The sequence below is a fragment of the Celeribacter ethanolicus genome (assembly GCF_002407265.1).
GTDB classification, from domain to species: domain Bacteria; phylum Pseudomonadota; class Alphaproteobacteria; order Rhodobacterales; family Rhodobacteraceae; genus Celeribacter; species Celeribacter ethanolicus.
In genome coordinates this window covers 388,145-414,709 of record NZ_CP022196.1, presented here as the reverse complement: position 1 = coordinate 414,709, position 26,565 = coordinate 388,145, and the positions used below count along the sequence as shown (strand labels likewise).

21 protein-coding genes are annotated in these 26,565 nt (G+C 62.7%); 10 read left to right on the top strand and 11 right to left on the bottom strand.

All coding sequences use genetic code 11. The features are described from left to right. Window positions 1-24 precede the first annotated feature (24 nt). The 3 genes from CEW89_RS01965 to CEW89_RS01955 form a co-directional block, all read right to left on the bottom strand. Window positions 25-783 (bottom strand): hypothetical protein, encoded by a 759-nt coding sequence (locus CEW89_RS01965; protein WP_096804703.1) that lies wholly within the window; start codon window positions 781-783, stop codon window positions 25-27. 47 nt (window positions 784-830) lie between these two features. Next, on the bottom strand, window positions 831-1,217 hold the full coding sequence (locus tag CEW89_RS01960) for a hypothetical protein (RefSeq protein ID WP_043870052.1): 387 nt from the start codon (window positions 1,215-1,217) through the stop codon (window positions 831-833). A 122-nt stretch (window positions 1,218-1,339) separates the two neighbouring features. Next, window positions 1,340-2,545 carry a DEAD/DEAH box helicase gene (locus tag CEW89_RS01955; RefSeq protein ID WP_096804702.1) on the bottom strand — a complete coding sequence of 402 codons (1,206 nt, stop codon included), beginning with the start codon at window positions 2,543-2,545 and terminating at the stop codon, window positions 1,340-1,342. Between the two features lie 458 nt (window positions 2,546-3,003). Between CEW89_RS01955 and CEW89_RS01950 the strand changes: the two genes are divergently transcribed. From CEW89_RS01950 to CEW89_RS01920, 7 genes are all read left to right on the top strand, one after another. Further along, window positions 3,004-3,210, top strand: coding sequence for a cold-shock protein (locus CEW89_RS01950; protein WP_043870054.1), 207 nt, complete (start codon window positions 3,004-3,006; stop codon window positions 3,208-3,210). A gap of 184 nt (window positions 3,211-3,394) precedes the next feature. Beyond that, window positions 3,395-4,480, top strand: a complete 1,086-nt coding sequence (locus CEW89_RS01945; protein WP_096804701.1) for a fatty acid desaturase — start codon at window positions 3,395-3,397, stop codon at window positions 4,478-4,480. Then, window positions 4,455-5,039, top strand: a complete 585-nt coding sequence (locus tag CEW89_RS01940) for a hypothetical protein (protein ID WP_043870055.1) — start codon at window positions 4,455-4,457, stop codon at window positions 5,037-5,039. The genes CEW89_RS01945 and CEW89_RS01940 overlap by 26 nt, the downstream gene beginning before the upstream one ends. A 260-nt stretch (window positions 5,040-5,299) precedes the next feature. Beyond that, window positions 5,300-5,431, top strand: a complete 132-nt coding sequence (locus CEW89_RS21370; protein WP_096804700.1) for a hypothetical protein — start codon at window positions 5,300-5,302, stop codon at window positions 5,429-5,431. Between the two features lie 96 nt (window positions 5,432-5,527). Then, window positions 5,528-14,152 (top strand): glycoside hydrolase family 94 protein, encoded by an 8,625-nt coding sequence (locus CEW89_RS01930; RefSeq protein ID WP_244906134.1) that lies wholly within the window; start codon window positions 5,528-5,530, stop codon window positions 14,150-14,152. Window positions 14,153-14,224: 72 nt separating this feature from the next. Next, the gene (locus CEW89_RS01925) at window positions 14,225-15,097 is read left to right on the top strand and encodes a transglutaminase family protein (protein ID WP_096804698.1); all 873 of its coding nucleotides are present in this window, start codon (window positions 14,225-14,227) and stop codon (window positions 15,095-15,097) included. Between the two features lie 133 nt (window positions 15,098-15,230). Next, entirely contained in the window at window positions 15,231-17,012 is a 1,782-nt protein-coding gene (locus CEW89_RS01920) for an SLC13 family permease (RefSeq protein WP_096804697.1), read from the top strand. Window positions 17,013-17,168: 156 nt separating this feature from the next. Here CEW89_RS01920 and CEW89_RS01915 read toward each other — a convergent pair whose 3' ends face one another. After that, a complete protein-coding gene (locus CEW89_RS01915; RefSeq protein WP_096804696.1) occupies window positions 17,169-17,903 on the bottom strand; it encodes a Crp/Fnr family transcriptional regulator in 735 nt (244 codons plus the stop codon). Between the two features lie 150 nt (window positions 17,904-18,053). On the opposite strand from CEW89_RS01915, the gene CEW89_RS01910 reads away from it, so the two are divergent. The 3 genes from CEW89_RS01910 to nhaA all read left to right on the top strand — a co-directional run bounded on the left by CEW89_RS01910 (window position 18,054) and on the right by nhaA (window position 20,923). Next, a complete protein-coding gene (locus CEW89_RS01910; protein ID WP_043870060.1) occupies window positions 18,054-18,296 on the top strand; it encodes a hypothetical protein in 243 nt (80 codons plus the stop codon). A gap of 31 nt (window positions 18,297-18,327) precedes the next feature. After that, window positions 18,328-19,512: a fatty acid desaturase gene (locus tag CEW89_RS01905; protein WP_096804695.1), complete on the top strand. Its 1,185-nt coding sequence runs from the start codon at window positions 18,328-18,330 to the stop codon at window positions 19,510-19,512. 94 nt (window positions 19,513-19,606) lie between these two features. Further along, window positions 19,607-20,923, top strand: a complete 1,317-nt coding sequence (gene nhaA, locus CEW89_RS01900; protein ID WP_096804694.1) for a Na+/H+ antiporter NhaA — start codon at window positions 19,607-19,609, stop codon at window positions 20,921-20,923. 275 nt (window positions 20,924-21,198) lie between these two features. Here nhaA and CEW89_RS01895 read toward each other — a convergent pair whose 3' ends face one another. The 7 genes from CEW89_RS01895 to CEW89_RS21140 all read right to left on the bottom strand — a co-directional run bounded on the left by CEW89_RS01895 (window position 21,199) and on the right by CEW89_RS21140 (window position 26,421). Next, the gene (locus CEW89_RS01895) at window positions 21,199-21,510 is read right to left on the bottom strand and encodes a hypothetical protein (RefSeq protein WP_028095103.1); all 312 of its coding nucleotides are present in this window, start codon (window positions 21,508-21,510) and stop codon (window positions 21,199-21,201) included. Window positions 21,511-21,529: 19 nt separating this feature from the next. Beyond that, complete coding sequence (hflC, locus tag CEW89_RS01890) at window positions 21,530-22,549, bottom strand: protease modulator HflC (RefSeq protein ID WP_096804693.1); 1,020 nt, start codon at window positions 22,547-22,549, stop codon at window positions 21,530-21,532. Then, window positions 22,546-23,616, bottom strand: coding sequence for an FtsH protease activity modulator HflK (gene hflK / locus CEW89_RS01885; RefSeq protein ID WP_096804692.1), 1,071 nt, complete (start codon window positions 23,614-23,616; stop codon window positions 22,546-22,548). The genes hflC and hflK overlap by 4 nt, the downstream gene beginning before the upstream one ends. 82 nt (window positions 23,617-23,698) lie before the next feature. After that, window positions 23,699-24,190 carry a hypothetical protein gene (locus tag CEW89_RS01880; RefSeq protein WP_096804691.1) on the bottom strand — a complete coding sequence of 164 codons (492 nt, stop codon included), beginning with the start codon at window positions 24,188-24,190 and terminating at the stop codon, window positions 23,699-23,701. Window positions 24,191-24,340: 150 nt separating this feature from the next. After that, window positions 24,341-25,147 carry a transglutaminase-like domain-containing protein gene (locus CEW89_RS01875; protein ID WP_096804690.1) on the bottom strand — a complete coding sequence of 269 codons (807 nt, stop codon included), beginning with the start codon at window positions 25,145-25,147 and terminating at the stop codon, window positions 24,341-24,343. Between the two features lie 34 nt (window positions 25,148-25,181). After that, window positions 25,182-25,985: a hypothetical protein gene (locus tag CEW89_RS01870; RefSeq protein WP_096804689.1), complete on the bottom strand. Its 804-nt coding sequence runs from the start codon at window positions 25,983-25,985 to the stop codon at window positions 25,182-25,184. A gap of 196 nt (window positions 25,986-26,181) precedes the next feature. Further along, a complete protein-coding gene (locus CEW89_RS21140) occupies window positions 26,182-26,421 on the bottom strand; it encodes a hypothetical protein (RefSeq protein WP_244906133.1) in 240 nt (79 codons plus the stop codon). Window positions 26,422-26,565 lie beyond the last annotated feature (144 nt).

Below are 26,565 nucleotides of genomic sequence, written 5' to 3'. Positions count from 1 at the left end.
TCGTCATGGGCTGATCCGGGTGCTTTATCGGCCAAGGGCACACTCACGATTCGACAGTTGAAAGCCCCGGTCGCAGCGCCAGCGATTACCGGACCGATCGAGATGGGCGTTTTCCGGCAGGTCGATCGCTACACAGGCGTTGTTCTCGGGCTCATATCCCCGCTCGCAGCGCCATCCCGCTCCATAGGAATCAGGGTCGAGGAAGGCATTCGCCGGAAGCACTACCGGGTCGCAGCGGTCATTGATCTCGAAGAAGCCCCTCTCACAGGCCCATTCCGCCCCATAGTCCGCATTGGTGAGATAGCCGTTCTCGGGCACCGCAATTGGAACGCAGGCGGCAGAGGTCGCGGTGAAACCGCGCTCGCAGGCCCACCCGGAGTCCGAGGGATCGTCGGTCAGATAAGCATTGTCCGGAAGGGTGATCGGAACGCATGCGTCCCGATCCTGCCGATAACCGCGCTCGCACTGCCAGTCATGTCCGGACGATTGCAGGAAAGCATTGAGCGGAACCGGGATCGCCTTGCAGGACGTGCCGCCAACCTCTTCGTATCCGCGCCGGCACGACCAGCCCGACCCGTAGGACCGTCCCGTCGCGTAAGCGTTTTCAGGAATGTCGATTGCGATGCATTCTGCACCGTTCGCCCGGAACCCCAGGACACAATCCCATCCGCCGCCATAACTCCGCGCTTCTGCATTTTCCGGCACCGGCCCCATCCCGTCCTGCGCGAGGACCGGATAGGCCAGCAAGGCAATCACGCCCGCGAAAGAAGCGACCTCTGCCAACCGGCTCGCCCGCGAAGACGCTGGAGAACCGATTGATGGTGCGCGGCTCATTCTCCGTCCACCACGGATTCCGCGCGCTCCGGCGCCCCATCAACGTCGAGAGATGCCAGGCAGGCCTGCGCGATGTCGCGGTTCGGCGCCTCGGTGCCCGGCACAGTCGCCCAGCCGGCCTTCATCAACGCATCCCGGCGCTGATAGCTCGAAGCCGCCCGGATCGTCGCGAACTTTTCCGCGCGTTCCGGATCGGTTCGGGCCATGTCGAGGCAAATCGGCACCATCGCCGCGACCACATCGTCATGAGACATCGCCACCGCCCTGTCATGTGCGGTTCCGCCGGTCACCCAGCCACCCCAGGTAAAACCGGCGACGCCGACGAAAACAACGCCGATCAGGACACCGTAGATGCCCGGCTTGAGCCATTCGGGAGTTTTCATTTCATATCCTCCTGCGGAGAAAGCGCCGCCTCGCTGTGAAAGGTCTTCCAGGTCGCAGTCAACTGCCGGTACAGCGCCTTCTCCTTCGCCTGGCTTGCGGGGAGGCCGCCGGCCTCCCTTCATCATGCAACCATCCGCTCCGGACGCCCGCCAGCGCGCCGGCGCGACCGCCGCCTCTTCTGCGGCTTCGGCGTCTCGTCCGTGGCCTCCCAGGGGCGGCCGCCAGCAACCGCGACGCGCATGCCAAGCACCTTTTCGATGGCCTTGAGCTCCGTCACCTCATCGGCGGCACAGAACGCAATCGCGCGACCGTCACGACCGGCACGGGCCGTCCGGCCAATCCGGTGCACGTAGTTCTCGGGCACGTTCGGAAGGTCGAAATTGTAGACATGTCCCACGCCCGGAATGTCGATCCCGCGGGCCGCGACATCCGTCGCCACCAGCACATGCACCGATCCGTCCCGAAACGCACCGAGCGCCCTGTCGCGTTGGCCCTGGCTTTTGTTGCCGTGGATCGAGGCGGTCACGAAACCGGCACGATCGAGCTGCTTCATCAACCGTTCCGCGCCATGCTTGGTGCGCGAAAAGACCAGTGCGCGGTCCTCCCGATGCCCATGCAGAAGACCGATCAGCAGGTCCTGCTTTCCTTCCTTGGTGACGAAATGCACCGAATGGGTCACCTTGTCGGCGACCTTGCCCGGCGGCGAGGCCTCGACGCGCACGGGCTCGCTCAGGTATTCGCGGGACAGATCGGCCATCGTTTTCGGCATGGTGGCCGAAAACATCATGGTCTGGCGCTCCTTGCCGAGCATCGGCGCGATACGGCGCAGGGCATGAATGAAACCGATATCGAGCATCTGGTCGGCCTCGTCCAACACGAGAAACCGTGTCTGGCCCAGGTCCACCGCGCGGCGGTCCAGAAGGTCGATCAAGCGGCCCGGGGTGGCCACGAGGATGTCGGTCCCGCGCGAAAGCCTCGCGGCCTGCGCGTTGATCGACTTGCCACCAACGACGAGCGTTATGCGGAGATCCGAGGTCAGGCCGCCAAGGCTCTGGACGATCTGACCCGCGAGTTCGCGCGTCGGGGCCAGAACCAGCCCGCGGACCGATCGCGGCGCTGGCCGCTCCGGGCTCTTGGACAGCGCAACCACCAGGGGGATGCCGAAAGCGGCGGTCTTGCCGGTCCCGGTCTGGGCGATGCCCAGCACGTCGCGCCCCTGCAATGCATGCGGGATCGCCTTTTGCTGGATCGGTGTCGGTGTATTCAGCCCCAGGCTGGCCAGCCGTGAGACCATGCGGGCATTCAGCCCGAGTTCATTGAAAGTCATGTCAATCCTTGTCCGGACCCTGGGTCCGGTATCGCCGACAAGCGCCCTCGCGCTCGTTCGGTCGGGATGCGCCCAAGCGAACACTCCGGCACCGCATTGCGCCGAGAGCCGCACCGGGCGGCGTCCCCCCTCTCGTGATGTGGGAAAACAGCGCGCCATGGCCGGGGGGCGAGAACGAACCCGCCTGCTCACGCGGCAAAGCAACGGCGCACTTCTGATGTGGGGGTTCGCAGGCTCGTTGTCAATGACGAACGGGAACGGCGCCCCTTCACCAACTAAAACCACGCCGGAGCTTTGCCGGCCTTGTATGTCGTGAACCGAAAGTCTATGTGGAAATCACTTACGTTGTTCTATTCGAACCGCTGCCTCCGTTCATCCGGCTCTCAGTTGATCGATCCAATCTGACTTTGCCGGGCTGCCGCATCCTGTGGGCAGCGCTTAAACAGGAGACCACGGACATGGCCAATGGCACCGTGAAATTTTTTAATCCTTCCAAAGGCTTCGGCTTCATCGAAACCGAAACGGGCGGCAAGGACGTCTTTGTCCACATCTCTGCCGTCGAACGCGCGGGCCTCACCGGCCTCGCGGACGCCCAGAAGGTGAGCTTCGACGTCGAAACCGGCCGTGACGGCCGCGAAAGCGCGACCAATCTCGCGCTCGTCTGAGCCGAATGTCGCCGGGCACCCTGAAGGGTGTCCGGCACCAGATGCTCTGCAAATCCGCAAAGCTCCTGTTTCCAAGCCGCCGCCGGCTCCGACAGCCACATCACGCGTCGCAGCGGCTCGCTGGACACGCCGTCTCGCTCCCTATCGAACCCCGATTCCGGCACGTAGCCGCTTCGAACTGGCCGTGACGGCCATTCCCTTTTCAGCGCTCTTCGCGCTCTCATGGGCGGCGCTCTCGGTCAGCCCTTGGCTCTCCGTCCTGCTTTCTGTGGTGAACGCGGCCTTCGTCGTGCGGCTCTTCATGATCCAGCACGATTGTGGCCACGGCGCATTCTTCCGCCATCGGCGCTGGAATGACTGGGGCGGCCGCATCATCGGCGTGCTGACGCTGACACCCTACGCCGTCTGGCGCAGGACCCATGCCATCCACCATGCCACGACCGGCAATCTGGACCGTCGCGGTGCCGGAGACATTCCAACGCTGACGGTTGCCGAGTATCGCGCGAAGCCGCTGGTCCATCGCGCCCTGTACAGGCTGGTGCGGCACCCTGCGTTCCTCTTCGGGATCGTCCCGTTCTACAGTTTCTTCCTTCAGAACCGCCTCCCGACCGGCCTCATGCGCTCCGGCTGGCGCTACTGGGCGAGCGCGCTTGGGACAGATGCCGCGATCCTGACCACGCTTGCCATACTCTACGTTCTCGGGGGCGTGCCGGTGCTGCTTTTTGTCTATCTGCCGATGATGCTGCTCGCCGCCTCAACCGGCATGTGGCTCTTCTACGTCCAGCATCAGTTCGAGGAGACATCCTGGGACCCCGACACCGAGTGGTCGGTTCAGGCTGCGGCCATCCACGGCTCTTCCCACTATGTCCTGCCGCCGATCCTGAGATGGATCACGGCCAATATCGGCGTCCACCATGTGCATCACCTGGCGAGCCGCGTTCCCTTCTACCGCCTGCCCGAAGTCCTTCGGGACCATGCCGAACTCGCCGATATCGGGCGCCTCACCCTGCGCGACAGTCTCGGCTCCGCACGGCTCACGCTCTGGGACGAAACCGGACGACGGCTCGTCTCGTTCTCCGAGGCACGGAAGCTGACGCCGCCGTCTCAACACGCAACGCCGTGCCTCCCCCATAACCCAGGAGATGATCCCCATGACTCGTTTCAATACTTCAGGTCGATCGAATACGGGCCACGACCTTTTCAAGGACAAGGCAAAGAAGAAAACCAAGGATCGCGCGCAGGACATGCCCGCGGCGATCCTCGTCGGTGAGCACGGCAGATATCAGATCAAGTCGGGCCGCCTTGCCGGGGAATATGTCGCCCGCGCGTTTCCGAAACCGCCGACGAACGCACGCGGCCTGATCGCCGAGGCGAGAGGGGCAACGGAAAAGGCAGCAATCACGGCCTTGCACAAGGCCATCGACGCCAGGGAAACCCGAAGAACCGAAGAACGCAGGATTGATCCGCGAACCGGATCCGCAATTCCGAGCATCGACGAATACATCGAAGCGATCGGCCAGGTTACCCTCTCCCACCCCCAGCGCGCGATGCTGATCGCGTTGTCTCTGGCAGACGGCGACGGATTAACAGAGCACCGGATGGCGAACGCCGCCGGGTACAAGTCTCAAACATCGGCCCATCGATCTTTCGCGGGCGCGGGTCTGCTGATCGCCAACTACCTTTCCGTCGAGACGACCGCGGACGGGTCGTCAAGCGATCCGGAAGGCGCCTTGTTTCTGGGGTTCCGCGGAGAACCGCGCAACGAAGAGGACCCGGGAAACTGGATCCTCCACCCAGAACTGCGAGATGCTGTCCGATTTGCGCTGTGACCGAGACAACTTGCCGATGCCTAGAAGGACGGGCCCTTTCCGACTGGCTTGAGCAAGCCGGTTTACCTATCAAGCACAATTAATCTTTCCGCCGAACGCTGATTTGGATCAGCGCGGAAGCGGCGGATCTCTGCGATACTCCAAAATCGCACTAATGCACAACAGCGCAGCCTTCGGAATCCCAACCTGCAGCGCATGCTGTCTCCGCCTCACCGAGGCGAGATAACTTTCATATAAGCACAATCACTTAGGAGAACACCATGGCGAAGGGCAAAAGCCGTCGCGGCCGTGAGGACAAGAAACCGAAGCAGAAGAAGGCTGAACCGGCTCCGGCGCCCTCCTTCAGCAAGGGCCTGACGATCGACACAAAGCCGAAGGGGAAAAAGGCCTGACCCGGCTCGTCTTGCGCGATCGCCTGGGCCTGGGAACAGAACGTGCATCCATGCGGCAAGTCGGCAAAATTGCCCGCTTGCCGACAGGGTTCTAGCATGAATGCCTGGGCGCTACCTCAACTCAACCTCCGCGGCACACGCACCTCACCCTGGAAGAGCGTCGCGCCGGTGCGCGCGGAGCTTTTCGGTATCGAAAGGCTGGAGCAACATGCCGCCAGCCTGGCCGAGGTACAACGTATCTGCGCCTCTACACCGCGTATCGCATCACTGCGCCAGCGACTGAACGATAATGCGACGGCTCTGCGGGCCACCCGCAAGGCCTGTCTCTCAGAGTCGGCAGCGGGAAAACCTATTGTCCCCGCGGCCCAATGGCTGGTGGACAATTTTCACAGGGTCGAGGCGCAGGTGCGCGACTGCCGTACGGATTTGCCGCCCAGCTACTACAAGCTTCTGCCGAAACTTGCCCAAGGGCCGTTTCACGGTTATCCGCGAGTGTTCGAACTGATCTGGGCCTATGTCGCCCATACGGACAGCCATCTCGATGCTCCCGCACTGTCCCGCTTTCTGCGCGCCTATCAGCAGGTACAGCCCCTGACCATAGGAGAGCTCTGGGCGGTTCCGATAACGCTCCGCCTCGTCCTTCTGGAAAACCTGCGGCGGCTGGCCGACCAGATCACCTTCGGTCACAGGATGCGCCTCTCGGCGGATGCCCTTGCGGATCGGCTCCTGGGGGACGGCCAGACCGGGATCGGGATGCCTGCAGATATTGGCGCGTCCGAGCCCCTTTCCGAGATCTTTGCCGCGCAGGTGGCGAAGAGGCTACGTGATTGCGACCCTGTCACGACTCCGGCCATCGGCTGGCTGGAGGATCGGCTGATCAAGCAGGGGTCGAATGTCGATCTGGCAGTCCGGCATGCACAGGAGCGTCAGGGCGCCTCGAACGTCACGGTTCGAAACGTCATCACCAGCCTGCGCACGATCGCAGAGACGGACTGGCCAGAGCTCTTTGAAAGTGTCAGCCTGGTCGATGCGAAGTTGCGGGAGCATCCGGGATTTTCGGCGATGGATTTCGCCAGCCGCAACCTGTACCGCGATGCCCTCGAGGATCTCGCCCGCCACAGTGACTACAGCGAATTGGATCTGGCCGAGCAGGTGCTGGCGACGGCGGTGGCTGCGCCGGAAGCGGATGGCGACCGGATTTCCGAGCCGGAAATCCTGCGGAGAAGCGATCCGGGCTGGCATCTCCTCGCCGAGGGCCGGGAGGCGTTCGAACGCCAGATCGGCTATCGATACAGAGGATGGCATCGCCCGCAGTTCCGACCCGGTCTCGCAGGATACCTTGGCAGCATTCTTTGTGTCACTCTTGGGCTGCTTGCGCTGAGCGCATGGAGTCTGGTGGTCCTTTCCGGCCCATCCGTGTCGTGGACTGTGCTTGCGCTCTGGTTTCTCGCAGCGGTCATCCCGGTCAGTGCCGTCGCTCAACTTATCGTTGATCGCATGGTGGCTTGGACCGTACCTGCCACGGCATTGCCGGGACTGGCGCTTGAGAGTGGCGTGCCGTCTTCGCTGCGCACGCTCGTGGTTGTGCCGACAATGCTGACAAATGGCGCAGAGCTGACCGAACAACTCGAAGGGCTGGAAGTCCATTATCTGTCCGGCGCCCAAGGAGACGTAACTTTTGCAATCCTGACCGACGGGCTGGACGCCCCCGGACAGCACATGCCGGAGGATGCGCCACTTGTCGCGTTGATCGACGTCGAGGTTGCCCGACTGAACCAGGTCTACGGCGCGGGTCCCGCCGGTGCCCGCTTTCTGCACCTGCATCGTGACCGCCGTTACAACGCCGCCGAACAGATTTGGATGGGATGGGAGCGCAAACGCGGCAAGCTGCACGAGCTCAACCGTCTGTTGCGCGGTGCCGATGACACCGACTACCGCACGGCAGAGGGTCATGTGCCAGCCGTGCCTCCCGGTGTGCGCTACGTCCTGACGCTCGATTCCGACACCCGGATGCCGCGTGACGCGGCCTTGCGGCTGATCGGCAAGATGGCGCATCCGCTGAACCAGCCGATCTTCGATACGGCCCTCAGCCGGGTCAGTGCCGGTCACGCCATTCTACAGCCGAGGATCACCCCCGCCCTGACACCGGAACGGCACGGCACGGCATTTCAGCGCGCGACCTCGGGTCCGGGCGGGATGGATCCATATGCTGCTGCTGCGTCGGACGTCTATCAGGATCTCTTCGGCGAGGGCTCCTTTACCGGCAAGGGTATCTACGACGTCGATGTCTTCCAGGCGGCGATGGCCGGGCGCGTGCCCGAAAACGCCCTTCTCAGCCATGACCTGCTTGAAGGCATCTTCGCCCGGGCCGGGCTCGTCTCGGACGTGGAACTGATCGAGTCCTTCCCCGACCGACAGGACCTCGCCGCGCGGCGCATCCATCGCTGGTGTCGAGGCGACTGGCAACTGCTGCCCTGGCTTGGCCGGGAAGGCGGGCTGGGCGCGCTGGGACGGGTCAAGGTGCTGGACACGCTGCGCCGCTCGTTGTTGGCCCCGGCCACGCTTGTCCTGTTGACACTGGGGTGGCTTCTGACTGGCCCGGCGGCCTTGCTGGCGACGGCTCTGGCGCTGGTCGCCATGAGCCTGCCCGCTTTCCTGCACGCAGCCCTTTCCGCCGTTCCGCATCAGCGCCGCCTTCACATGGGCAACCACCTGCGTCTGATGCAGGAAGACCTGTCACTTGCCGTACTGCAAACCGGGCTGGCGGTCAGCTTTCTCGCCGACGCCGCCTGGCGCGCGCTCGATGCCATCGCCCGCACAATCTGGCGATTGACGGTTTCACGGCGGCATCTCCTGGAATGGACCACGGCGGCCTCGGTCTCGGCCGCTCCGCGCCCCGATCTGCGGGGATTTTCCCGTGCCATGGCGCCGGGGATCCTGCTGGGACTGTCGGCCACAGGCCTGGCCGGCTTGGCCGCCCCCGGCGCGCTCCCCCTGATCCTTCCCATTGCAGCCCTCTGGCTTGCCGCGCCGCTCATCGCCTTTCGGGTCAGTCAGCCTTCCCGCGCACAACCCGACGCCGCCCTTACCCCGCAGGACGCCCAGGGATTGCGCCTGATCGCACGCAGGACATGGCACTATTTCGAGACCTTCGTCACGCCAGAAGACAGCCATCTGCCCCCCGACAACTTTCAGGAGCAGCCACACGCGATGCTTGCGCACCGCACGTCGCCCACAAATATGGGGCTTTACCTTCTGTCCACTGTCACAGCCTGCGATCTCGGCTGGATCGGCCTGCGTCAGGCGGCCAGCCGGATCGCCGCGACCCTTGGCACGATGCAAGCGCTGCCGCGGGTAAAGGGGCATTTCTACAACTGGTACGACACGCGAGACGGCAGGGTTCTCGACCCGCCCTATGTCTCGTCGGTGGACAGCGGCAATCTGGCCGGCCACCTGATCGCACTGGCCAACGCCTGCGAGGACTGGGCCGCGCATTCCGGCGAGACGCCACGTCAGAGATCTCAGGGGCTGACCGATATTCTTGACCTGGTGGAGCGTGACGCAGAGCGGTTAAAGTCCCCGCTCAGTGACTCCTGCTCCGAGGCGATCGGATCGCTGCGCGATGGCCTGAAACAGGCTGAAGTGAACTGGCCCTTCCTGCAACGCCTGGCGGCCAAGGCCGAACACGCCACTCCGACGCCGGCGGCTATGTCCCCGCATGCGCCCCGATGGCTGTCCTTGCTTCGCGACGGCTTGGCCGAAGCCGCGACAGATGCCGCATCGAGCGAGGCCGACCTTGCCGCTTTGGCCGCAGAATTGCATCGGCTGGGAGTGCAGGCCCGCCGGCTCGCAGTGGACATGGATTTCGGCTTCCTGCTCGACCCCGAGCGCAAGCTGCTGTCCATTGGCTACTCGGCCCACGAGAACAATCTCGACCCGTCCTGCTATGACCTCCTGGCCTCCGAGGCGCGTCTGGCCAGTCTCTTCGCCGTCGCCAAACAGGATCTGCCGCTGCGCCACTGGTTCCGTCTGGGGCGGACGGTCACCGCAACCCGTGGCGGCGCCATTCTCGTCTCCTGGGCCGGCTCGATGTTCGAATACCTGATGCCTGGACTGGTGATGCGAGAACCCGAAGGCGGTCAGCTGGGTCACACCTGTCGATTGGTCGTCGAGAGACAGATCGCCTACGGACGGGCGCAAGGCGTCCCTTGGGGCATTTCGGAATCCGGTTTCAACGCGCGGGATGTGGATCTCAACTATCAGTATTCCACCTTCGGTGTGCCGGGGCTTGGGCTCAAGCGCGGACTTGCCGGGGATCTGGTGATCGCGCCCTATGCAACCGGGCTGGCCGCGATGCTGGATCCCGGTGCTGCACGGCGGAACTACGACGACCTGGAGGCCATGGGTGGCCTTGGGCTCTGTGGCTTCTATGAAGCCCTCGACTTTACCCCCGACCGTGTGCTGCCGGGTCGTCGCGTTGCCGTGGTGCAAAGCTACATGGCGCATCATCAGGGGATGACCATCGTGGCCATCGCCAACGCCCTGACCGGCGGCCTGATGCGCCAGAGGTTCCACCATGAACCGATGATCCATGCCAGCGAACTGCTGCTCCAGGAACGGCTGCCGCGCGATATCGACCGCGCCTTGCCGCCGCTTGAGGACGCCAGGCCCGGCGGTCCGACGCCGTCCGAAGCGGACCGGGGCCGCCGGATTACCGGCCGCCCGGGCGGCCCCCCGGTCACCCATCTCATGTCGAATGGACGCTACGCGGTTATGCTGACCGCCACGGGCGGGAGTTACAGCCGCTGGGGCGATATCGCGCTCACCCGCTGGCGCGAGGACGCGACCCGGGATCCGCATGGCGCCATCCTCCACATCCGGAATCTCTCGGACGGCTCTGACCAGAGGTTCGGACCTGGCGCGCCGGATACCGCCGACGCGGAGGACGTGCAGTTTTTCGAGGATCACGCGACCTTCACCGCCCGGACAGGCCAGCTCGAAACGGTGCTGGATGTTCTCGTCTCGGGCGAGGCCGATGCGGAGGTGCGACGCCTGTCGGTGACCAATGGCGGGCGCAAACCCCGGGAACTGGATGTAACCTCCTACGTCGAATTGACGCTGGCGGATCCGGCCTCAGAACTGGCGCACCCTGCCTTCTCGCGGATGTTCGTTCAGACCGAGTTCCTGCCCGAATACGGCGCGTTGATTGCATGGCGCAGGCGGCGCAGCCCGGAGGAACCGGAAATCTGGGTGGCGCAGTTCTCCGTGGTCGAGGGGACGACCGTCGCGCCGCTGCAATATGACAGTGATCGCGACAGCGCTTTCGGCCGCGATCATGACCAGACCCAGCCGCACGTCATAACCGATCCGGCGCCTCTCGCCGGAACCACGGGCACGGTGTTGGATCCGGTTTTCGCATTCCGCAACCGGCTCCTGATCGCGCCTGGGCGCACCGCACGGATCCTGGTCTGGATGGTAGCTGCCGACAGCCGCGAAGCGCTGATGGATCTGATCGACCGGCATCACGACCGCAGCGCCTATGACCGCGCACGGACCCTGGCCTGGACCCAGGCTCAGGTGCAACTGCGCCATCTAGGCATCTCGCCGACCGAAGCCGCCGACTTCCAACGCCTCGCCGCCCCTGTCCTCTATCATGATCGCCGTTTCCGCCTGCCGTCTGCCACCTTGATACGGGGCGCCGGACGTCAATCCGGCCTTTGGCCGCTCGCGATTTCCGGCGATTTGCCGATCGTGGTGCTGCGCATCGACGATCCCGCCGATATCGGACAGGTTCGCGCCCTGCTGCAGGCCCATGAATACTGGCTGGGAAGGCAGCTTGCGGTCGATCTGGTGATCCTCAACGAGCACCCTGCCTCCTATGTCAAGGATCTGCAGACCGCCATCGACATCACCTTGCGCAGCAGCCATTCCCGTCCCGGCGACGACACGCGACCGGCCCGGGGCGCCGTGTTTGCGCTGCGCTCCGACCTGATCGCACCAGATACGCGGGCGCTTCTCCTGGCTGCGGCGCGGGTTGTGATGCTGGCCCGGCGCGGCATGATTGGCGAACAGCTCGACGCCCTTCTTGCCGATCCTGTTACGGCTGACACCATGACCGCAGCCACGCGACAGATTGGCCCCGCCCCGCAACCCGCCAATGCGCTCCGACTGCGCGCGAACAGACGTGACAGAGCCGCCCCGCAGCGGGACGAGGCCAGGCCGCTATCCGACCGCCCGGACCTCGAGTTCTACAATGGCACAGGCGGGTTCGACCGGGAGGGACGAGAATATGTCATCCGCCTTGGCCCACCGGACAGTACGCCTGCCCCATGGATCAACGTGATCGTCAATCCGGACTTCGGATTCCAGGTGTCGGCCAGCGGCAGCGGTTTTACCTGGGCCGAGAACAGCCGCGACAACCAGCTAACGCCCTGGTCCAATGATGCTGTGGCAGACCCTCCGGGCGAGGCAATCTATATCCGAGACGACGACAGCGGCCTGTTGTTTTCACCGACTGCGCACCCTCTGTCGCCTTCTGCAGGGGCCGGTCCGCACATCGTGCGCCACGGCTTCGGCTACAGCCGGTTCGAGCATCAGGCGAATGGCATAGACTGCGAATTGGTACAGTTCGTGCCGCGCGCCGATCCGGTCAGGGTCTCGCGGCTGTTCCTGCGCAACACCGCGACGCAGCCCCGGAGGTTGAGCCTCGTCGCCTATTGCGAACCCGTCATGGGTCAATCGCGCGCCGCCTCGGCCCCGTTCCTCGTGACCTCGTACGAGCCGGAAACTGGCGCGCTTCTGGTCCAGAATCCGTGGAACACCGCCTTTCCCGGCCGGGTGATGTTCGCGGCGCTCAGCGCGCCTTCCGGTCCGGCCGAGGCCTGGACGGGAGATCGCACCGAATTTCTGGGCTCGTGCGGCGGCCATGCCGATCCCGCCGCACTACGCCGGGGCGCCGTCATGTCGGGGCGGGTCGGAGCGGGGCTCGATCCATGCCTCGCGATGATGAAGACCCTGACCCTGGCCCCTGGCGAGAGCATTGAGCTCGTCCATCTTCTCGGCCAATGCGCAGACGCGGCGGCGGTCGTCCCGCTTCTGAAAAGGCTGCGGTCCGCCGACATGCAGGCCGAACTGGCCGCGGTACAGACCTATTGGGACGACACGCTGGGCGATCTCCGGATCGAGACGCCCGACCGGGCGATGGATATCATGGTCAACGGCTGGTTGCCCTATCAGGCGCTCGCCTGCCGGATCGAGGCACGTGCGGCCTTCTACCAGGCAAGCGGCGCCTACGGGTTCCGCGACCAGCTGCAGGACAACATGGCCTTCATGCTGACGCGCCCTGACCGCACCCGCGCGCATCTGCTGCGGGTCGCCGCCCGCCAGTTTCCGGAAGGCGACGTGCAGCACTGGTGGCTGCCGCATTCCGGCCAGGGGGTGCGGACACGCATTTCCGACGATTGCGTTTGGCTCGGCCATGCTGTCGCCGCCTATGTGACGAGTACGGGCGACAGGGCGATACTGGACGAACAGGTGCCCTTCCTCGAAGGGCATCGCCTCGGAGAGACCGAGCACGACGCGTTCTTCCTGCCCGACGATGCGGGCCACGGCGCGTCGCTGTTCGATCACTGCGCCCTGGGACTGGACCGCGCACTCAGCCTGACCGGGGAGCACGGTCTGCCGCTGATCGGCAGCGGCGACTGGAACGACGGGATGAACCGCGTCGGCGCCGCCGGCCGCGGCGAAAGCGTCTGGCTGGGCTGGCTGCTGCTGCAGACGCTCGGCGCCTTCGTGCCGCTTGCGGAAAAGCGCGATCCGGCACGGGCACGGCGCTGGCGCGAGCAGGCCGAAACGCTGCGCCTCTCCATGGAGACCCATGCCTGGGATGGGGACTGGTACCGCCGCGCGACCTTCGATGACGGAACATGGCTGGGAGCGGCCGGCTCCCCGGCCTGTTGCATCGACTCGATCCCGCAAAGCTGGGCGGTGTTGTCCGGACAGGCAGATCCCGACCGCGCGCGGCGCGCGATGGAGTCCGTCGACAGCCTTCTGGTCGATCGCGAAAACGATCTGGCGCGGCTGTTCACGCCGCCCTTCGGGATCGGTCCCGACTCGGGCTCGCAGGATCCGGGCTACATCGCCGGCTATCCGCCGGGGCTGCGCGAGAATGGCGGGCAATACAGCCATGCCGCGATGTGGGCCATTCTGGCCTGGGCGCGACTGGGGGATGGAGCGCGCGCTGCGGAGCTCTTCGCGATGCTCAATCCGATCAATCACGCCCGGACGCCCGAGGACGTACAGCGCTACAGGACGGAACCCTACGCCGTGGCCGCCGATGTCTATTCCGTTGCACCGCATATCGGACGCGGCGGCTGGAGCTGGTACACGGGCTCGGCCGCGTGGATGCACCGCGCGGCCATCGAAGGCATCCTCGGCGTGACCCGGGACGGAGACCGTCTGCGGATCGCCCCCACCATGCCACCCGACTGGCCGGGATTTTCCATGACGCTGAGGGTGGCGGGCACGTCGTGCAGGATCCGGATCGAGAGAGCGGATCATCCGAGAGCCACGCTGGATGGCCACCCCATCACGGCCGGGCCGGTGGTGTTCCTGCCCCTCGACGGCGGGTCTCACGACCTGAACCTGACTCTCGGCCGCCTTGTGTCGACCGAGACGGCAGCCGAAATCGACAGTTCTGTGCTCCCGATCCCGCCGGATTGACCGCCTGTCCAACCGACGCCACTCAATCGACCCGACGCCGGGTGACCGCATTGCAGCCGAAAGGCACCTAACGTGACCACGCTGACGACCTATCACAAGACCGAATACCGCTACGGCGAACCCGTTCTGCTTGGACCTCATCGGATGATGCTGCGCCCGCGCGAAGCCCGGGACCTGCGGCTGCTGTCGCATGAGATCACCCTCACGCCCCATGCCGATATCACCTGGGCCCATGACGTTGCGGGCAATGCGGTCGCCACGGCGCAGTTCAATCAGCCGAGCGACCATCTGATCATCGAAAGCCGTGCAACCGTCGATCTGACCGCCGCGGTCTGGCCGGTATTCGCCATAGCGGCGGAGGCAATCAGCTTTCCCTTCCTTTATTCAGGCGACGATTGGGCCGACCTCGGCTCCCTGACGGCGCCACAATATCCCGACCCTGACGGAAAGTTTTCCAGCTGGGTCGAGGGCTTCGTCCTTCAACGCCCCACGGATACGCTGTCTCTGCTCAAGGATATCGCCAACGGGGTGTCGACGCAGATCGCATATCAGGGGCGAGAGATGGAAGGGACACAGTCGCCGCTGGAAACACTTTCCCGCGGTTGGGGCTCATGCCGTGACTTTGCGGTGTTGTTTGCCGAAGCCGCGCGCACGCTCAGTTTCGGTGCCCGCATCGTTTCCGGCTATCTCTTCGATCCCGAAACGCGCCTTGTCGGATCTGAAGGGGCGGGTTCTACCCATGCCTGGGCCGAAGTCTTCATGCCCGGTGCCGGCTGGGTCGCGTTTGACCCTACAAACCGGAGCGTCGGATCAAAGAACCTCATTCCCGTGGCGGTCGCCCGTGGCATTCATCAGGTCGTCCCGGTCACTGGGAGCTTCACGGGGTCGGGAAACACCCAGCGAAGCATGACCGTTGAGGTGCGCCACGTGGTCATCGAATACTGATCACCGCAACCCCGGTCCGCGGCGGCCGATCGAGGAGGGCCCTGCGCCTGTCTTCGAGGCAGAGCGAGAACGAAAGACCACATATATCGCGACGTCAGGACCGCTCCGCCGTCGATGCACTGGAGACCCCGGAATGACACACCTGTACCCCTTTGAGCCTTATCTTGCGCTCGCGCTTCTTCTGGTTCTCTTCGCGGGCTTCCTTTACGAGCGGTTCGCCCCCGAGGTGACGGCCGCAGCGGTCGCGGCGTTGTTTGTCGTTTTTGGACTGGTGCCTCAAGACACTGTTCTATCGGTTTTTTCAAATCCCGCACCGATCACGATCGCCGCGATGTTTATCCTCAGCGGCGCCCTCGTGCGCACCGGGTTGCTCGATGCACTGGCAAATCGTGTCGTCGCCGCCGCCGGCCAGCGTCCCATTGCGGCTACCGGCGTGTTTCTGGCTTCGACCCTCGTGGCCTCGGCGCTCATGAACAACACACCCGTCGTGCTGGTACTGATCCCGGTCGCCATACGACTGGCCCAAAGCCTCGGCCTCGCAGCGACGCGTCTGTTGATCCCGCTCTCTTACATGGCGGTGCTCGGCGGGACCTGCACGCTGATCGGAACCTCGACCAATCTGCTGGTCGATGGCGTTGCCAGAGAGATCGGGCTGGCGCCCTTCTCAATTCTGGAAATCACACCGGTCGGTCTGGTGGCCGCAGCCACCGGCGGATTGACCCTGCTGCTACTCGGACCGCTCCTGCTTCCCAACCGCAAGGATCAGACGGATCTGGGTGCGGCAGGTGAGGCGGATTTCCTGACCGAGTTGCGCCCAAAGGATGATTTCTGGGGGCTGGGTCACGCCTTGGGGGATATCGATGATCTGACCCGCCCGGGTGTGACGGTGGTCGGAATACGTTCCGGTGCAGAGGTTAGGCGTGACGACGTGCTCGATCACATCCTTACCGCTGGTGACCGGCTGATCGCGGTTATCCGCACCTCCGAACTGCTGACGTTGAGAAACAAGAAAGGATGGGATGTCGGACTGCGTCAGGGGCCGACAGCCGGGGATAGTGCCGAAACAACAGTCGCGGAGGCGATCGTCACGCTCTCGCATCGCAGCCGCGGTGTACGGATCGCGCAGCTGACCATCGGGTTCAGGTATGGCATGCGTGTCCTGGGGGCACATCGTCATGGGGAAAGCCTCGGCCCCGACCTCTCGACCACGCTCCTCAGACCTGCGGACAAACTGCTACTGGAGGGAACCGACGAAAGCTACGACCGCCTGATCGAGGCCGGGGACCTGGCTGGCGTCACGATGGCCGGAGGGCGCCCCTTTCGACGCGGCAAGGCCCCGCTCGCGCTTGCGGCGCTGTTTGCGGTGGTGGCCCTGGCCGCCATTGGTGTGGCGGACATCAGCCTTGTTTCCCTCGTCGCCGTGGCCTTCATCCTCGTCCTGCGCTGCATCGACAACGATGAGGCCTGGAATTCCATCGACGCGGGCGTGCTCGTTCTGATCTTCTCGATGCTGGTGGTTGGTGCGGGGCTGCAGCACTCGGGCGCGATTGCCTTGATCGTCGGTGCCATTGCCCCCCCGCTTGCGGACATGCCCCCGATCATCGCCCTGGCCGCGGTCTATCTGCTCGCTTCGACCTTGACGGAGGCGGTCACCAACAGTGCGGTCGCGGTCGTCGTGACCCCTCTGGCGATCGGACTGGCGGACCAGATCGGGGTTGATCCACGCCCCTTCGTTGTCGCAGTCATGTTTGGAGCGAGCGCAAGCTTCGCGACCCCGATCGGCTATCAGACCAACACACTGGTCTATGGTGCGGGCAACTACAAGTTCACGGACTTCATCAAGATCGGTCTTCCAATGAACATCATCGTGGGGGCCGCCGCAGTTCTGACAATTCCGGTGTTCTTTCCCTTCTAAGACAGCCGCTGAATGGCCTGCTCCTGGATTCCTAGACAGCAGGGCAGGAAGCCGAGATGAACCTGGAACTCGACGCCGCCAAACACGCGCTTGAGTGGCATTCCGGCGTCTGTCGCGACCTCCTGAGACGCTTGCTGAAGACTGAGGGCGACTCTGTCATTTCAAAAGCGGCCCGGTCTGATCCAGATACGCCGGATCGAACCCGGCAAGCTCCGCCAGCCCGCTGTAGTCGTGAAATGCCACGTGACCGTCGCGGAAAGTCACCAGACCGCGTTCACGCAATTGCCGCAACACACGGTTCACATGGACTGCGCTCAATCCAAGCGCGTCGGCAAGGTGATATTGTGTGAGCGGGCAGTCGTACCCCTCCTTGCTCCCCATGCCTACAAGAGCCAGCCGCGATCCCAACTCCAGCAGGAAATGCGCCATCCGTGCTCCCGCGTCCCGCCGCCCAATCCCGACGAGATGTTCAACCACCATCGCCTCATCCCTGGACGCCGCCCAAAGGATGGCGGTTGCGAGCCGCGGTGTCCGCGCGAACGCCTCGAGCAGATCGCCCGTCAAGACTTCTGCAGCCTCTACGTCCACGATTGGCTCGAAACTGTGGTCCGAGGTACGCAAAAGCACGCTTCGCAATCCCAGAAAATCGCCCGGCACCTGAAAATCAACGATCTGCCGCGTTCCGTCCGGCTGGATCTTGTAGGAGCAGACCCAGCCCGCGGACAGGATGTAGGCGGCCTGATCTGATTGTCCCTGATGGGCCATGTCTCGCCCGGCGACAAAAGACCGCCGACGCCCGTGCAGACGCGCTAGCACCGCAAGTTCGGCCTCTGACAAAGCGACAAATGCCGAGAGTTTTCGGGTGAGCGGGCTTGCCGCGGCCGGTGTCATGATCCTTTCCTTTCGGTTGCGGGGGACATTTCGAGATGAGCTCAGGGACTGCTCTTGATCAGTCCAGCATAGAGCATTTCATGCAAGAAAGGGGAACACATCAGGCACGCTTCCCCGTCAGATTGTGACGCGATGAAAGGAACACACCGGATGCCTACGTCGAACGACGCTGCAGGACTGGCCGCCCTGTCGATCTGCGAGTCACTTCTACTGGCCATGAACGATCGCGGATTGCTGCCGGAGAACGAGATCGTCGGAGTTCTCCGCGACGCCGCGGCCATCCATGAGAACACCATCGACACTGAGCCTGACGCGGAAATCCACCGGGCCGCGGCGGCCCTGATCAATCAGATCATCACTCAGGGCAATTCAGTGTACCGACCACCAGCATGATACATTCAATCGTAGAGGATCTGCATCACCCATGACGTTTTCGTCCCGCTCAGACAACAAGCAGCCTCAACGGCGTGGCCGACAGGACGCTACGGCGAACAAAAGAGGCGAACATGGCAACTCCGGACCCGACCTACAGGATGCCGGATCACACGCGGACGCGGTGAAAAGTGCTGGCCATTCTTCCGCCGAGACCGACCGCGCATCGAAGCAGTCGCAGTTCACCCCATCGGACTGGACACGAACGCTGGCGGCGTATCGACAACCTATCCCGTCGCGTAGCGTTTTCGAACTCACCATTACACTCGCGCCATTCGTGGCGCTCTGGGCTGTCGCCTGGTGGGCGCTGTCGATCAGCACCGCGTTGGCAATCATTCTGGCGCTAGCGAATGCGGCCTTTCTCGTCCGTCTGTTCATGTTCCAGCATGATTGCGGCCACGGGTCGCTGTTCCGCAGCCGGCGCCTCTGCGACTGGATCGGGCGGGTGATCGGCGTTCTCACTCTGACTCCCTACGATGTCTGGCGCAAGACGCACGCGCTCCACCACGCCACGACCGGAAATCTGGACCATCGGGGCGTCGGAGACATGCCGATCCTGACGGTCAGCGAATATCAGGACATGAGACGAGTTGGCCGGGTAGGCTATCGGCTGATCCGCAATCCGTTGTTCCTGTTCGGCGTGGTGCCGTTCTATACATTCTTCCTGCAAAACCGCCTGCCCGTGCACCTGATGCGATCCGGCTGGCGGTACTGGCTGAGCGCGATGGGCACAAACCTCGCCATTGGCCTTTCACTGATGACGATCATCTGGCTGGGCGGCTGGGATGTTCTGCTGTTCGTGTTCCTCCCGACGATGTTTCTGGCAGCGGTCACCGGCATGTGGTTCTTTTACGTGCAGCATCAGTTCGAAGATACAAGCTGGCAGCACGACGGGGACTGGAACATTCAGGACGCGGCCCTGCACGGAAGTTCACACTATGCGTTGCCCGGTATCCTGCGCTGGATCAGCGCAAACATCGGCGTTCACCATGTGCATCATCTGGCCAGCCGCATTCCCTTCTACCGTCTGGACGAGGTTATCCGGGATCACGATGTCCTGGCGCAGACCAAGCGCATAACACTTTGGGAGAGCTTCCGCTGCGCGCGCCTCCACCTCTGGGACGAGCAAAGCCATAGACTTTTGTCGTTCGCGGAGGCTCGGGCGCTTTCTGCGTGAGACTGTGCGATTTGGCTGAGGGACAAGGAAACGGACCCTGGTTGAGTGTGCGGAGGCACTGTCCCTCAGAGTGGAAAAAAGGGAAATCGGTCCAATGATCGACAAACTAGCATCTCTGCCCCATGAGGCCGCCGACACGCTCGCGCGACCCTTCGCACGCTTTCTGAAAATCGAGGCGGCAGCGGGTGCCCTTCTTTTCCTGGCGGTGTTGCTGGCGTTGGGACTGGCGAATTCGCCTTGGCACCGCGTTTTTCTGGATTTCTGGGAAACTCGTATCGGCCTGACATTCGGCTCATGGGATTTCAGCCGCTCCCTGCGCCACTGGGTCAATGACGGATTGATGACGCTCTTTTTCTTTGTGCTCTCGCTCGAGCTCAAGAGGGAAATCGTTCTGGGAGAATTGAGAAATCCTCGACAAGTCGCCTTGCCTCTGGCGGGGGCCGTGGGCGGCATGGTGGTTCCAGTCGCAATGTATTTGGCGTTGATGTCCGGAGAATCCGGACTGCATGGTTGGGGAACCGTTATGGCAACCGATACGGCATTCGTAATCGGGTGCCTCGCGCTATTCGGAAACCGGGTTCCACCTACCCTGCGTCTCTTCTTGCTCTCGCTGGCGATATTCGATGATGTCGGCGCGATTGTCGTGGTCGCGCTCGGGTACGGAGAAGCCCTGAACTGGTCGGCACTCGGGTTGGGTCTGCTGGGAATTGGTGTCGTTGCAAGCGCCTCGCGGTTCGGAGTCAGAAGTGTTCCGGTCTATTCATTGCTGGGAGTTGGAATCTGGCTAAGTGTTGATGCATCCGGCGTCCATGCGACCATCGCTGGCGTCATTCTGGGCCTCATGACACCCACCCGGGTCTGGGTCAGCGATGCACGTCTACGCGGGATCCTGGGGCGGTTGCTGGCCCATCCTGCCGGCGAGCATTGGAGTGGCGACACCACAGAACGCCATGACCTTCTCCAGGCAGGGACAGCGGTCACGGAATCCGTCTCTCCAGTCGAGCGTCTCGAGATGATACTGCACCCTTGGGTCGGATTTGCAATCATGCCGATCTTCGCGCTGGCTAATGCCGGAATCATGTTTCAGGGTGCGGATTTCCAACAAACAGTCACTCTGGCGGTCATTGCGGGATTGTTATTGGGAAAGCCAATCGGCGTACTCGGTTTCAGCTGGCTTGCAGTTCGTTCCGGCATTGCGGTGCTTGCGCCGGGCCTGTCCTGGCCCTTCATCGTGGCCGGCTCGTTTCTGGCGGGGATTGGGTTCACGATGTCGGTCTTCATCGCGGATCTGGCCTTCGATGCGACGATGCTTAACGCTGCCAAACTAGGAATCCTGTCAGGATCGGCCTTCGCTGCGACAATCGGCACACTGATACTGCTTCAACTGACACGGCTCGAGACGAGGACATGATACGCAACCCATGACGACGCTCAGAGACTGCAGCCTTTTGGAGTGCCCAGGATTTTGGATTTGGGCCAGGGCGCTGCAATACAGCTGTCACCGGCGCCCTGACGAGCGGACAGGTTGCACCGCCGTTTGCCATGAGTGCGACGCTTTGCACCGCCGACAAATCCGCTCCCCGAAGCCTTCACTCGGAAAGGGCGTGCGGCAACGGAGACAAAGACGCTCTTTCGGGACATCGTCGATGGCCCGCACAGGCCCATTGTCCTGATCCACGAGTTCGGTCATCGATCTGCGCCATCCTCTTCAATCAGCCGTGCCAGATCACCAAGCGTGCGCTCGATGAGTTCCTGTCGCCGGGCGTCACTGGCTTCGGCAGTTTCCGAGTAGCGCCGTATCAGATACTGCGCTTTGAGCGCTGCCTCATGCCAGTTGGCGGCGGGTTGGGCGAGGAGCTGTACTTCGAGTTCCTCCTGCCGCAAGCGGAGCGCTCTTTGATCGGCTTCGAAATCCTTCAGGGAGTGTCGCCGGATGTCGGCCGCGATCCGGCCTTCGGCGCTTCGCCTTGTATCGAGGTCAACCGGATCGTCCGTCATCGCTATTGTCTCCCTGGTATCATCGTTCGACCAACGCTTCGGCCCCTGCACGGGCAGGGTCAGCCCCTGTGCCTGACGTTTCTCCTTCCATTGCCCTCAGGTATCCGAAGAGATCGCTGTCGGTCGTGAGAACAAGTGTCGTTCCGCCCGAGATCATATCCTTGTAGGCCTGCATGGTTCGCGTGAACGCGTAGAATTCAGCGGCCTCGGGAGTGATGTTGTAGGCTCTTGCATAGATGTCCGCCGCCGAGGCATCTGCCAGGCCCCGGATTTCTTCCACATCCCGGTAGGCTTCGGATTGGATCTTGTTCAGGTCCCGCACGCGGTTGCCGCGGATACGCGCGGCTTCGCCATTGCCTTCGGACAGGAAACGCTCGGCGATCTGACGTCGCTCCGAAATCATGCGATCATAGATCTTCGGACGCACGCTTTCGTTGTAGTTGATCCTCTTGAAGCGGATGTCGAGCAGTTCGATCCCAAAGACACGGACCTTCTCTGCGGCGGCTGTGAAGATCTCCTGCTCCACCATTGCCCGGCCCTTCTGTATGGGAACCAGCGCACCGATGTCCTGCGCGCGTTCTTCATCCGTCAGGAGCGTGTCCCGCAGCGGCACCCTGCCTTTCGTTGTTCGAATGATCTCGATCAGCTCGTGCTTGGCGACGGCATTGCGGGTCTCGCTGCCGAGAATGTCGTCGAGCCGCGATTGCGCGCTCCGCTCGTCGCGCAGGCGCAGGAAATACTGCAACGGATCTGTAATTTTCCAACGGGCGAACAAGTCCACGGAAATATAGAGCTTATCCTTGGTTGGCATGTCCGAAGGATTGCCGTCCCACTCGAGAACCCGGCGATCGATCCGATTGACCTCCTGAATAAAGGGGAGTTTCAGCTTGAGGCCGGCTGTCGTGATCGGTTCTCCAACGGGTTTGCCGAATTGCGTAATGATCGCCTGTTCGACCTCGCCAACCGTATAGAAGGCTCTCGGCGCGGTCACGACAACCGCAACGGCGAGACCTGCAAGAATGCCAGATTTCATTTTCATGGCTTATCCCCCCGAGCCCGATCGAGCGTCAGAAGCGGGAGAATGCTCGCGGTCGAGCCATCGACGATGATCTTCGACCCTATCCCTGGCAGCACATCCTGCAGCGTCTCGATATAGATGCGCCGCCTCGTGACTTCGGGCGCCTTCACGTATTCGGCCAGAAGCGCGGTGAACCGTGCGGCGTCACCTTCAGCCTCGTTTATGCGTTTTAGGCGATAGCCATCGGCCTCGCGGATGCGCTGGTCTTTCTCGCCCTCGGCCAGCGGAATGACCTTGTTGTATTCGCGGCGCGCTTCGTTGATCAAGCGCTCCTTCTCCTGCTGCGCCTGATTGACCTCATTGAAAGAGGCCTGAACCGGTTCGGGCGGGTTGATGTTCTTGAGCTGCACCTGATCGATGCTGATCCCCATCGCGTACTTGGTCGTCAGCGCCTGCATCTTCAGAAGAGCTTCGCTTTCGATCTCCTGTCGGCCTATGGTGATGACCTCGTCGACCGTGCGGTCGCCGACAACCTCACGCATCACCGATTCGGAGACATAGCGAAGCGTCGCGCCCGGCTGACGCACCTCGAAGAGGAATTTCAGGGGCTCTGATATCCGGTATTGCACCACCCATTCCACGAGAGCGGCGTTCAGGTCCCCGGTTACCATTTCGGTTTCGCGGCGGCCATCGACCGGGCTTTGAAACGGATCCCCTGCACCCGGTGTTGTAAAGCCGAATTCCTGTTTCAGCTGACGTTTCACGGGAACCAGCGTCGCCACATCGATTCCAAGCGGAAATTTGAAGTGAAGCCCCGGCGGAACCTCAGCGGTGTATTTTCCAAATCGCTGGACCACTGCAACGGAGTCACTCGGAACCGTGTAGTAGGACGACCAGGCGACAACTGCGAAGAAAACAACGGCCCCCACCACCGCGATGCTCTTGGCGGGCGGCAGCCCACCTGGCAACAGGCCACCCATGCGTTCGCGACCCTGGCGGAGAATGGCATCGATCTCTGGTGGAGCACGCTTCTGTCGGGTGTTCCAAGGACCTCGATCTTCTGGGCTGTCATCCTCATGATCAGTCATGGTGTTTTCCTCTTTTTCTAGCACGGCCAACTCAGGGGAAACCGGGAGCCGAAGTGTCGGCGTGCGTACTACGACGCGCGGCTCAATTTGACCGCGGCGGCATTCCTTCGTTCTCCGCAGCCTGAATCGCAGACTTGTCCTGCGGAGTTCTAGCTTCACGGATGGGTGTCACGGTATCAGAGCCGACCTCAGACGAACGTTTGCCTGAGTAGAGATGCCGAAGCTGCACTTCAGAGACACCGTCGGCCTGCATAACCAGCTGCACCATCGGGTTGGCCAACACCTCTTCGAGGAAGAACTCCGTGAGTTCTTTCCCGGTAAGTTCGTCTTTTGCGTGGGCCGCATCGAGGTCGGCCAGAGAAACCATCAAGGTCCTTGACAGTCCAGGATGCGAATTTCGCGGATGCAGGTCTACCAGAACCGAGGCCTTCCAGGCATCGGGGTTGCGGTCATCGGGCGGCGCACTCAGCTCGGTTTCGATCTCGTAGGCTCCGGCCGGCAGCATTTCGTCAAAACCCGGGACAGTGAACGGTCTCGAAAACACCGCAACGCTCTTTAGTTTGGGGTGTTCCATCTGCGTCCTCCTTATTTACGGTCAATTCGGTGATCTCATGTTCCGCCAGCGGCCTCCCCTGCGTTGGAAGACCTGCAAATCCAGAGCCTTGCCTCAGAGAGGATCAGAGCCGTGATCGCCTGATGGCCAACCACTTGGATTGAGGCCCGATCAGGTCAATTGATCGGTCCAGACCCGGAACTCCAACAGCGTGCTTGGCCCGAAGGTCTGCGTCAAAGGCACATCCGCGGCATCCCGGCCGCGCGCGATCAGGATCCTCGCGGTGCGCCGTGTGTTGTTGCGCGGATCGAAGACCCACCAGCGACCATCGAGAAAGACTTCCATCCAGGCAGCGAAATCTCCGGGCGGATAGGGCTCCGGCTCGCCAATATCGCTCAGATAGCCCGTGCAATAGCGGGACGGAATGTTCATGCAGCGGCAGAAGGCGATGGCGAGATGCGCAAAATCACGGCAAACACCGGCCCGGCCGGCAAGCGTCTGAGAGGCTGTGCGGGTCGCATTCGCCTGCATATAGTCGAAAGCCACAGCCTCGTGGACGAAATCGCAGATCGTCTGGACCCTAGCCCATCCGGGCTTTGTGTTCTCAAACAGCCGCCAGGCTTCGTCGGAAAGAAGATCCGTGTCGCAATATCGGCTGCCGAGCAGATAGACGAGCGTCTCGAAAGGCAGCTCCTGAACCGCGTGTTGGACCGCCCCCGGCGCAACTGGGTCGGGCAACCCGCCATCCCGGAAAACGCCATCCGAAGACAAGGTGAAATCGCCCGCTGGTGCCACCATGCGCGTGCACCAGTTTCCGAATCCGTCACGGTAGCTTTCGAGCGGGACGCTGGGAGAGGTCACGAGATAGTCGGCGCGCTCCAGATCACCGAAGCGCGAGTAGTGCACATTCAACATCGCGATCAATGGCGTCGGCTGGCTCAACGCGTAGCGCAGACGGCATCCTATGCTCACACGCATGCTGGACGCTCGAGAAGGGCCAAAGGCGTGTAGATCATCGTCCACGAGCACAGACCCCATCGGACAATTGAAAGCCTCGGTCACAACTCCAGCGATTGCCTGATCGATCGAGATGGGCGTTCTCCGGCATAACGATCACGACGCAGTTGCGATCCTTGCGCTCGTATCCTCGCTCACAGCGCCATCCCGGCCCATACGAATCCGTGTCCAGAAAGGCATTGGCCGGTAACACGATGGCATCGCAGCGACCGTCAACCTCGGAAAAGCCTCTTTCGCAACGCCATGTATCGCCGTAATCGGTGTTGGTCAGGTAGCCGTTATCCGGCACGGCAATTGGAACGCACGCGCCATCGCCCGCTGCAAAGCCGCGATCGCAGGTCCAGCCGGTGCCCCCGGGATCTTCGGTGAGAAATGCGTGTTCCGGCAGGATGATTGGCACGCAGGTTTCGCGGTCTTGCCGATATCCGCGTTCGCACTGCCAGTCGAAACCTGAAGATTGCAGGAAGGCGTGGGCGGGCACAAGGATGGGGGCGCACGATGCCTCACCCCTCTCTTCGTATCCGCGGCGACATTCCCACCCCGTTCCGTAGGATCGACCCGTCGCATAAGCATTCTCCGGCATGTCGATGGCAACGCATTCAGCGCCATCCACCCGGTAGCCCACGTCACAGTTCCACCCTCCGCCATAACTGCGTGCCCGCGCGTTCTCCGGGAGCGGTCCGGTCCCGTCCTGCGCAAAGACCGGAAACGCGAGAGAGGCGATCATGCCGGCCGCCGCCGCCAGCTTCGAAATAAGGCGCCTAGGGGGCCTGCTATGTGGATGTTCATCGCGTTCCATTTGCTCCATCCTTCAAGTTCTGGGGCGGTTCGTTTGCTTGTGGGATTTCGAGCGCATCGGCTGAAGTGTTCCGTTTGCTGCTCCGCCGCCGAGACAGTCGGCAACACAGGCGCAGCATCCGGTCTTGTCGGCATGCCTTCGTTCTCGGCTGCCTGGATCGCAAACTCGCTCGGTCCAGTAGGTTGAACGCCGAGGGTCATGGCAGGGACAGATTCAACAATGCCGCAGCTGCGTTGGCGTGCTCCTCTTGGTGGTAGTCGCCGCGAAAGACGCCATTGACCGTCACTTGCCATATGCCGTTTCTCTGCTTGACCAGAACCTGGTCGCGTTGCGCATGCGGATCGGAGCCCTCCAATCTATCGTTTTCAGAGGCGCTAGCGCGTTTCGCAGCCTCCGACGGATGGACCGGCGGCTGGCGCGGTTCACCGAGAAGCATCACGGCGCGGATGAATTCTTCCGCATAGTCGTCGGCCCCCCCGATAGTCGTGCTCGTGCTGAGCCATGCGCATCGGTTCCACGAACCGTTCTCTCAGATGATCGACAAACCGCGGCTCAGTTCGGGACATGTATGCGATCAGCG

Excerpts from the sequence above, each read along its gene's own strand:
- CEW89_RS01895 (WP_028095103.1), bottom strand. The coding sequence starts at position 21,510 with ATGACGGACGATCCGGTTGACCTCGATACAAGGCGAAGCGCCGAAGGC.
- CEW89_RS21140 (WP_244906133.1), bottom strand. The coding sequence starts at position 26,421 with ATGCTTCTCGGTGAACCGCGCCAGCCGCCGGTCCATCCGTCGGAGGCT.
- CEW89_RS01875 (WP_096804690.1), bottom strand. The coding sequence starts at position 25,147 with ATGCGTGTGAGCATAGGATGCCGTCTGCGCTACGCGTTGAGCCAGCCG.
- CEW89_RS21370 (WP_096804700.1), top strand. The coding sequence starts at position 5,300 with ATGGCGAAGGGCAAAAGCCGTCGCGGCCGTGAGGACAAGAAACCGAAG.
- CEW89_RS01880 (WP_096804691.1), bottom strand. The coding sequence starts at position 24,190 with ATGGAACACCCCAAACTAAAGAGCGTTGCGGTGTTTTCGAGACCGTTC.
- CEW89_RS01940 (WP_043870055.1), top strand. The coding sequence starts at position 4,455 with ATGCCCGCGGCGATCCTCGTCGGTGAGCACGGCAGATATCAGATCAAG.
- CEW89_RS01910 (WP_043870060.1), top strand. The coding sequence starts at position 18,054 with ATGCCTACGTCGAACGACGCTGCAGGACTGGCCGCCCTGTCGATCTGC.
- CEW89_RS01870 (WP_096804689.1), bottom strand. The coding sequence starts at position 25,985 with ATGGAACGCGATGAACATCCACATAGCAGGCCCCCTAGGCGCCTTATT.
- hflC (WP_096804693.1), bottom strand. The coding sequence starts at position 22,549 with ATGAAAATGAAATCTGGCATTCTTGCAGGTCTCGCCGTTGCGGTTGTC.
- hflK (WP_096804692.1), bottom strand. The coding sequence starts at position 23,616 with ATGACTGATCATGAGGATGACAGCCCAGAAGATCGAGGTCCTTGGAAC.
- nhaA (WP_096804694.1), top strand. The coding sequence starts at position 19,607 with ATGATCGACAAACTAGCATCTCTGCCCCATGAGGCCGCCGACACGCTC.
- CEW89_RS01905 (WP_096804695.1), top strand. The coding sequence starts at position 18,328 with ATGACGTTTTCGTCCCGCTCAGACAACAAGCAGCCTCAACGGCGTGGC.
- CEW89_RS01915 (WP_096804696.1), bottom strand. The coding sequence starts at position 17,903 with ATGACACCGGCCGCGGCAAGCCCGCTCACCCGAAAACTCTCGGCATTT.
- CEW89_RS01930 (WP_244906134.1), top strand. The coding sequence starts at position 5,528 with ATGAATGCCTGGGCGCTACCTCAACTCAACCTCCGCGGCACACGCACC.
- CEW89_RS01955 (WP_096804702.1), bottom strand. The coding sequence starts at position 2,545 with ATGACTTTCAATGAACTCGGGCTGAATGCCCGCATGGTCTCACGGCTG.
- CEW89_RS01960 (WP_043870052.1), bottom strand. The coding sequence starts at position 1,217 with ATGAAAACTCCCGAATGGCTCAAGCCGGGCATCTACGGTGTCCTGATC.
- CEW89_RS01950 (WP_043870054.1), top strand. The coding sequence starts at position 3,004 with ATGGCCAATGGCACCGTGAAATTTTTTAATCCTTCCAAAGGCTTCGGC.
- CEW89_RS01920 (WP_096804697.1), top strand. The coding sequence starts at position 15,231 with ATGACACACCTGTACCCCTTTGAGCCTTATCTTGCGCTCGCGCTTCTT.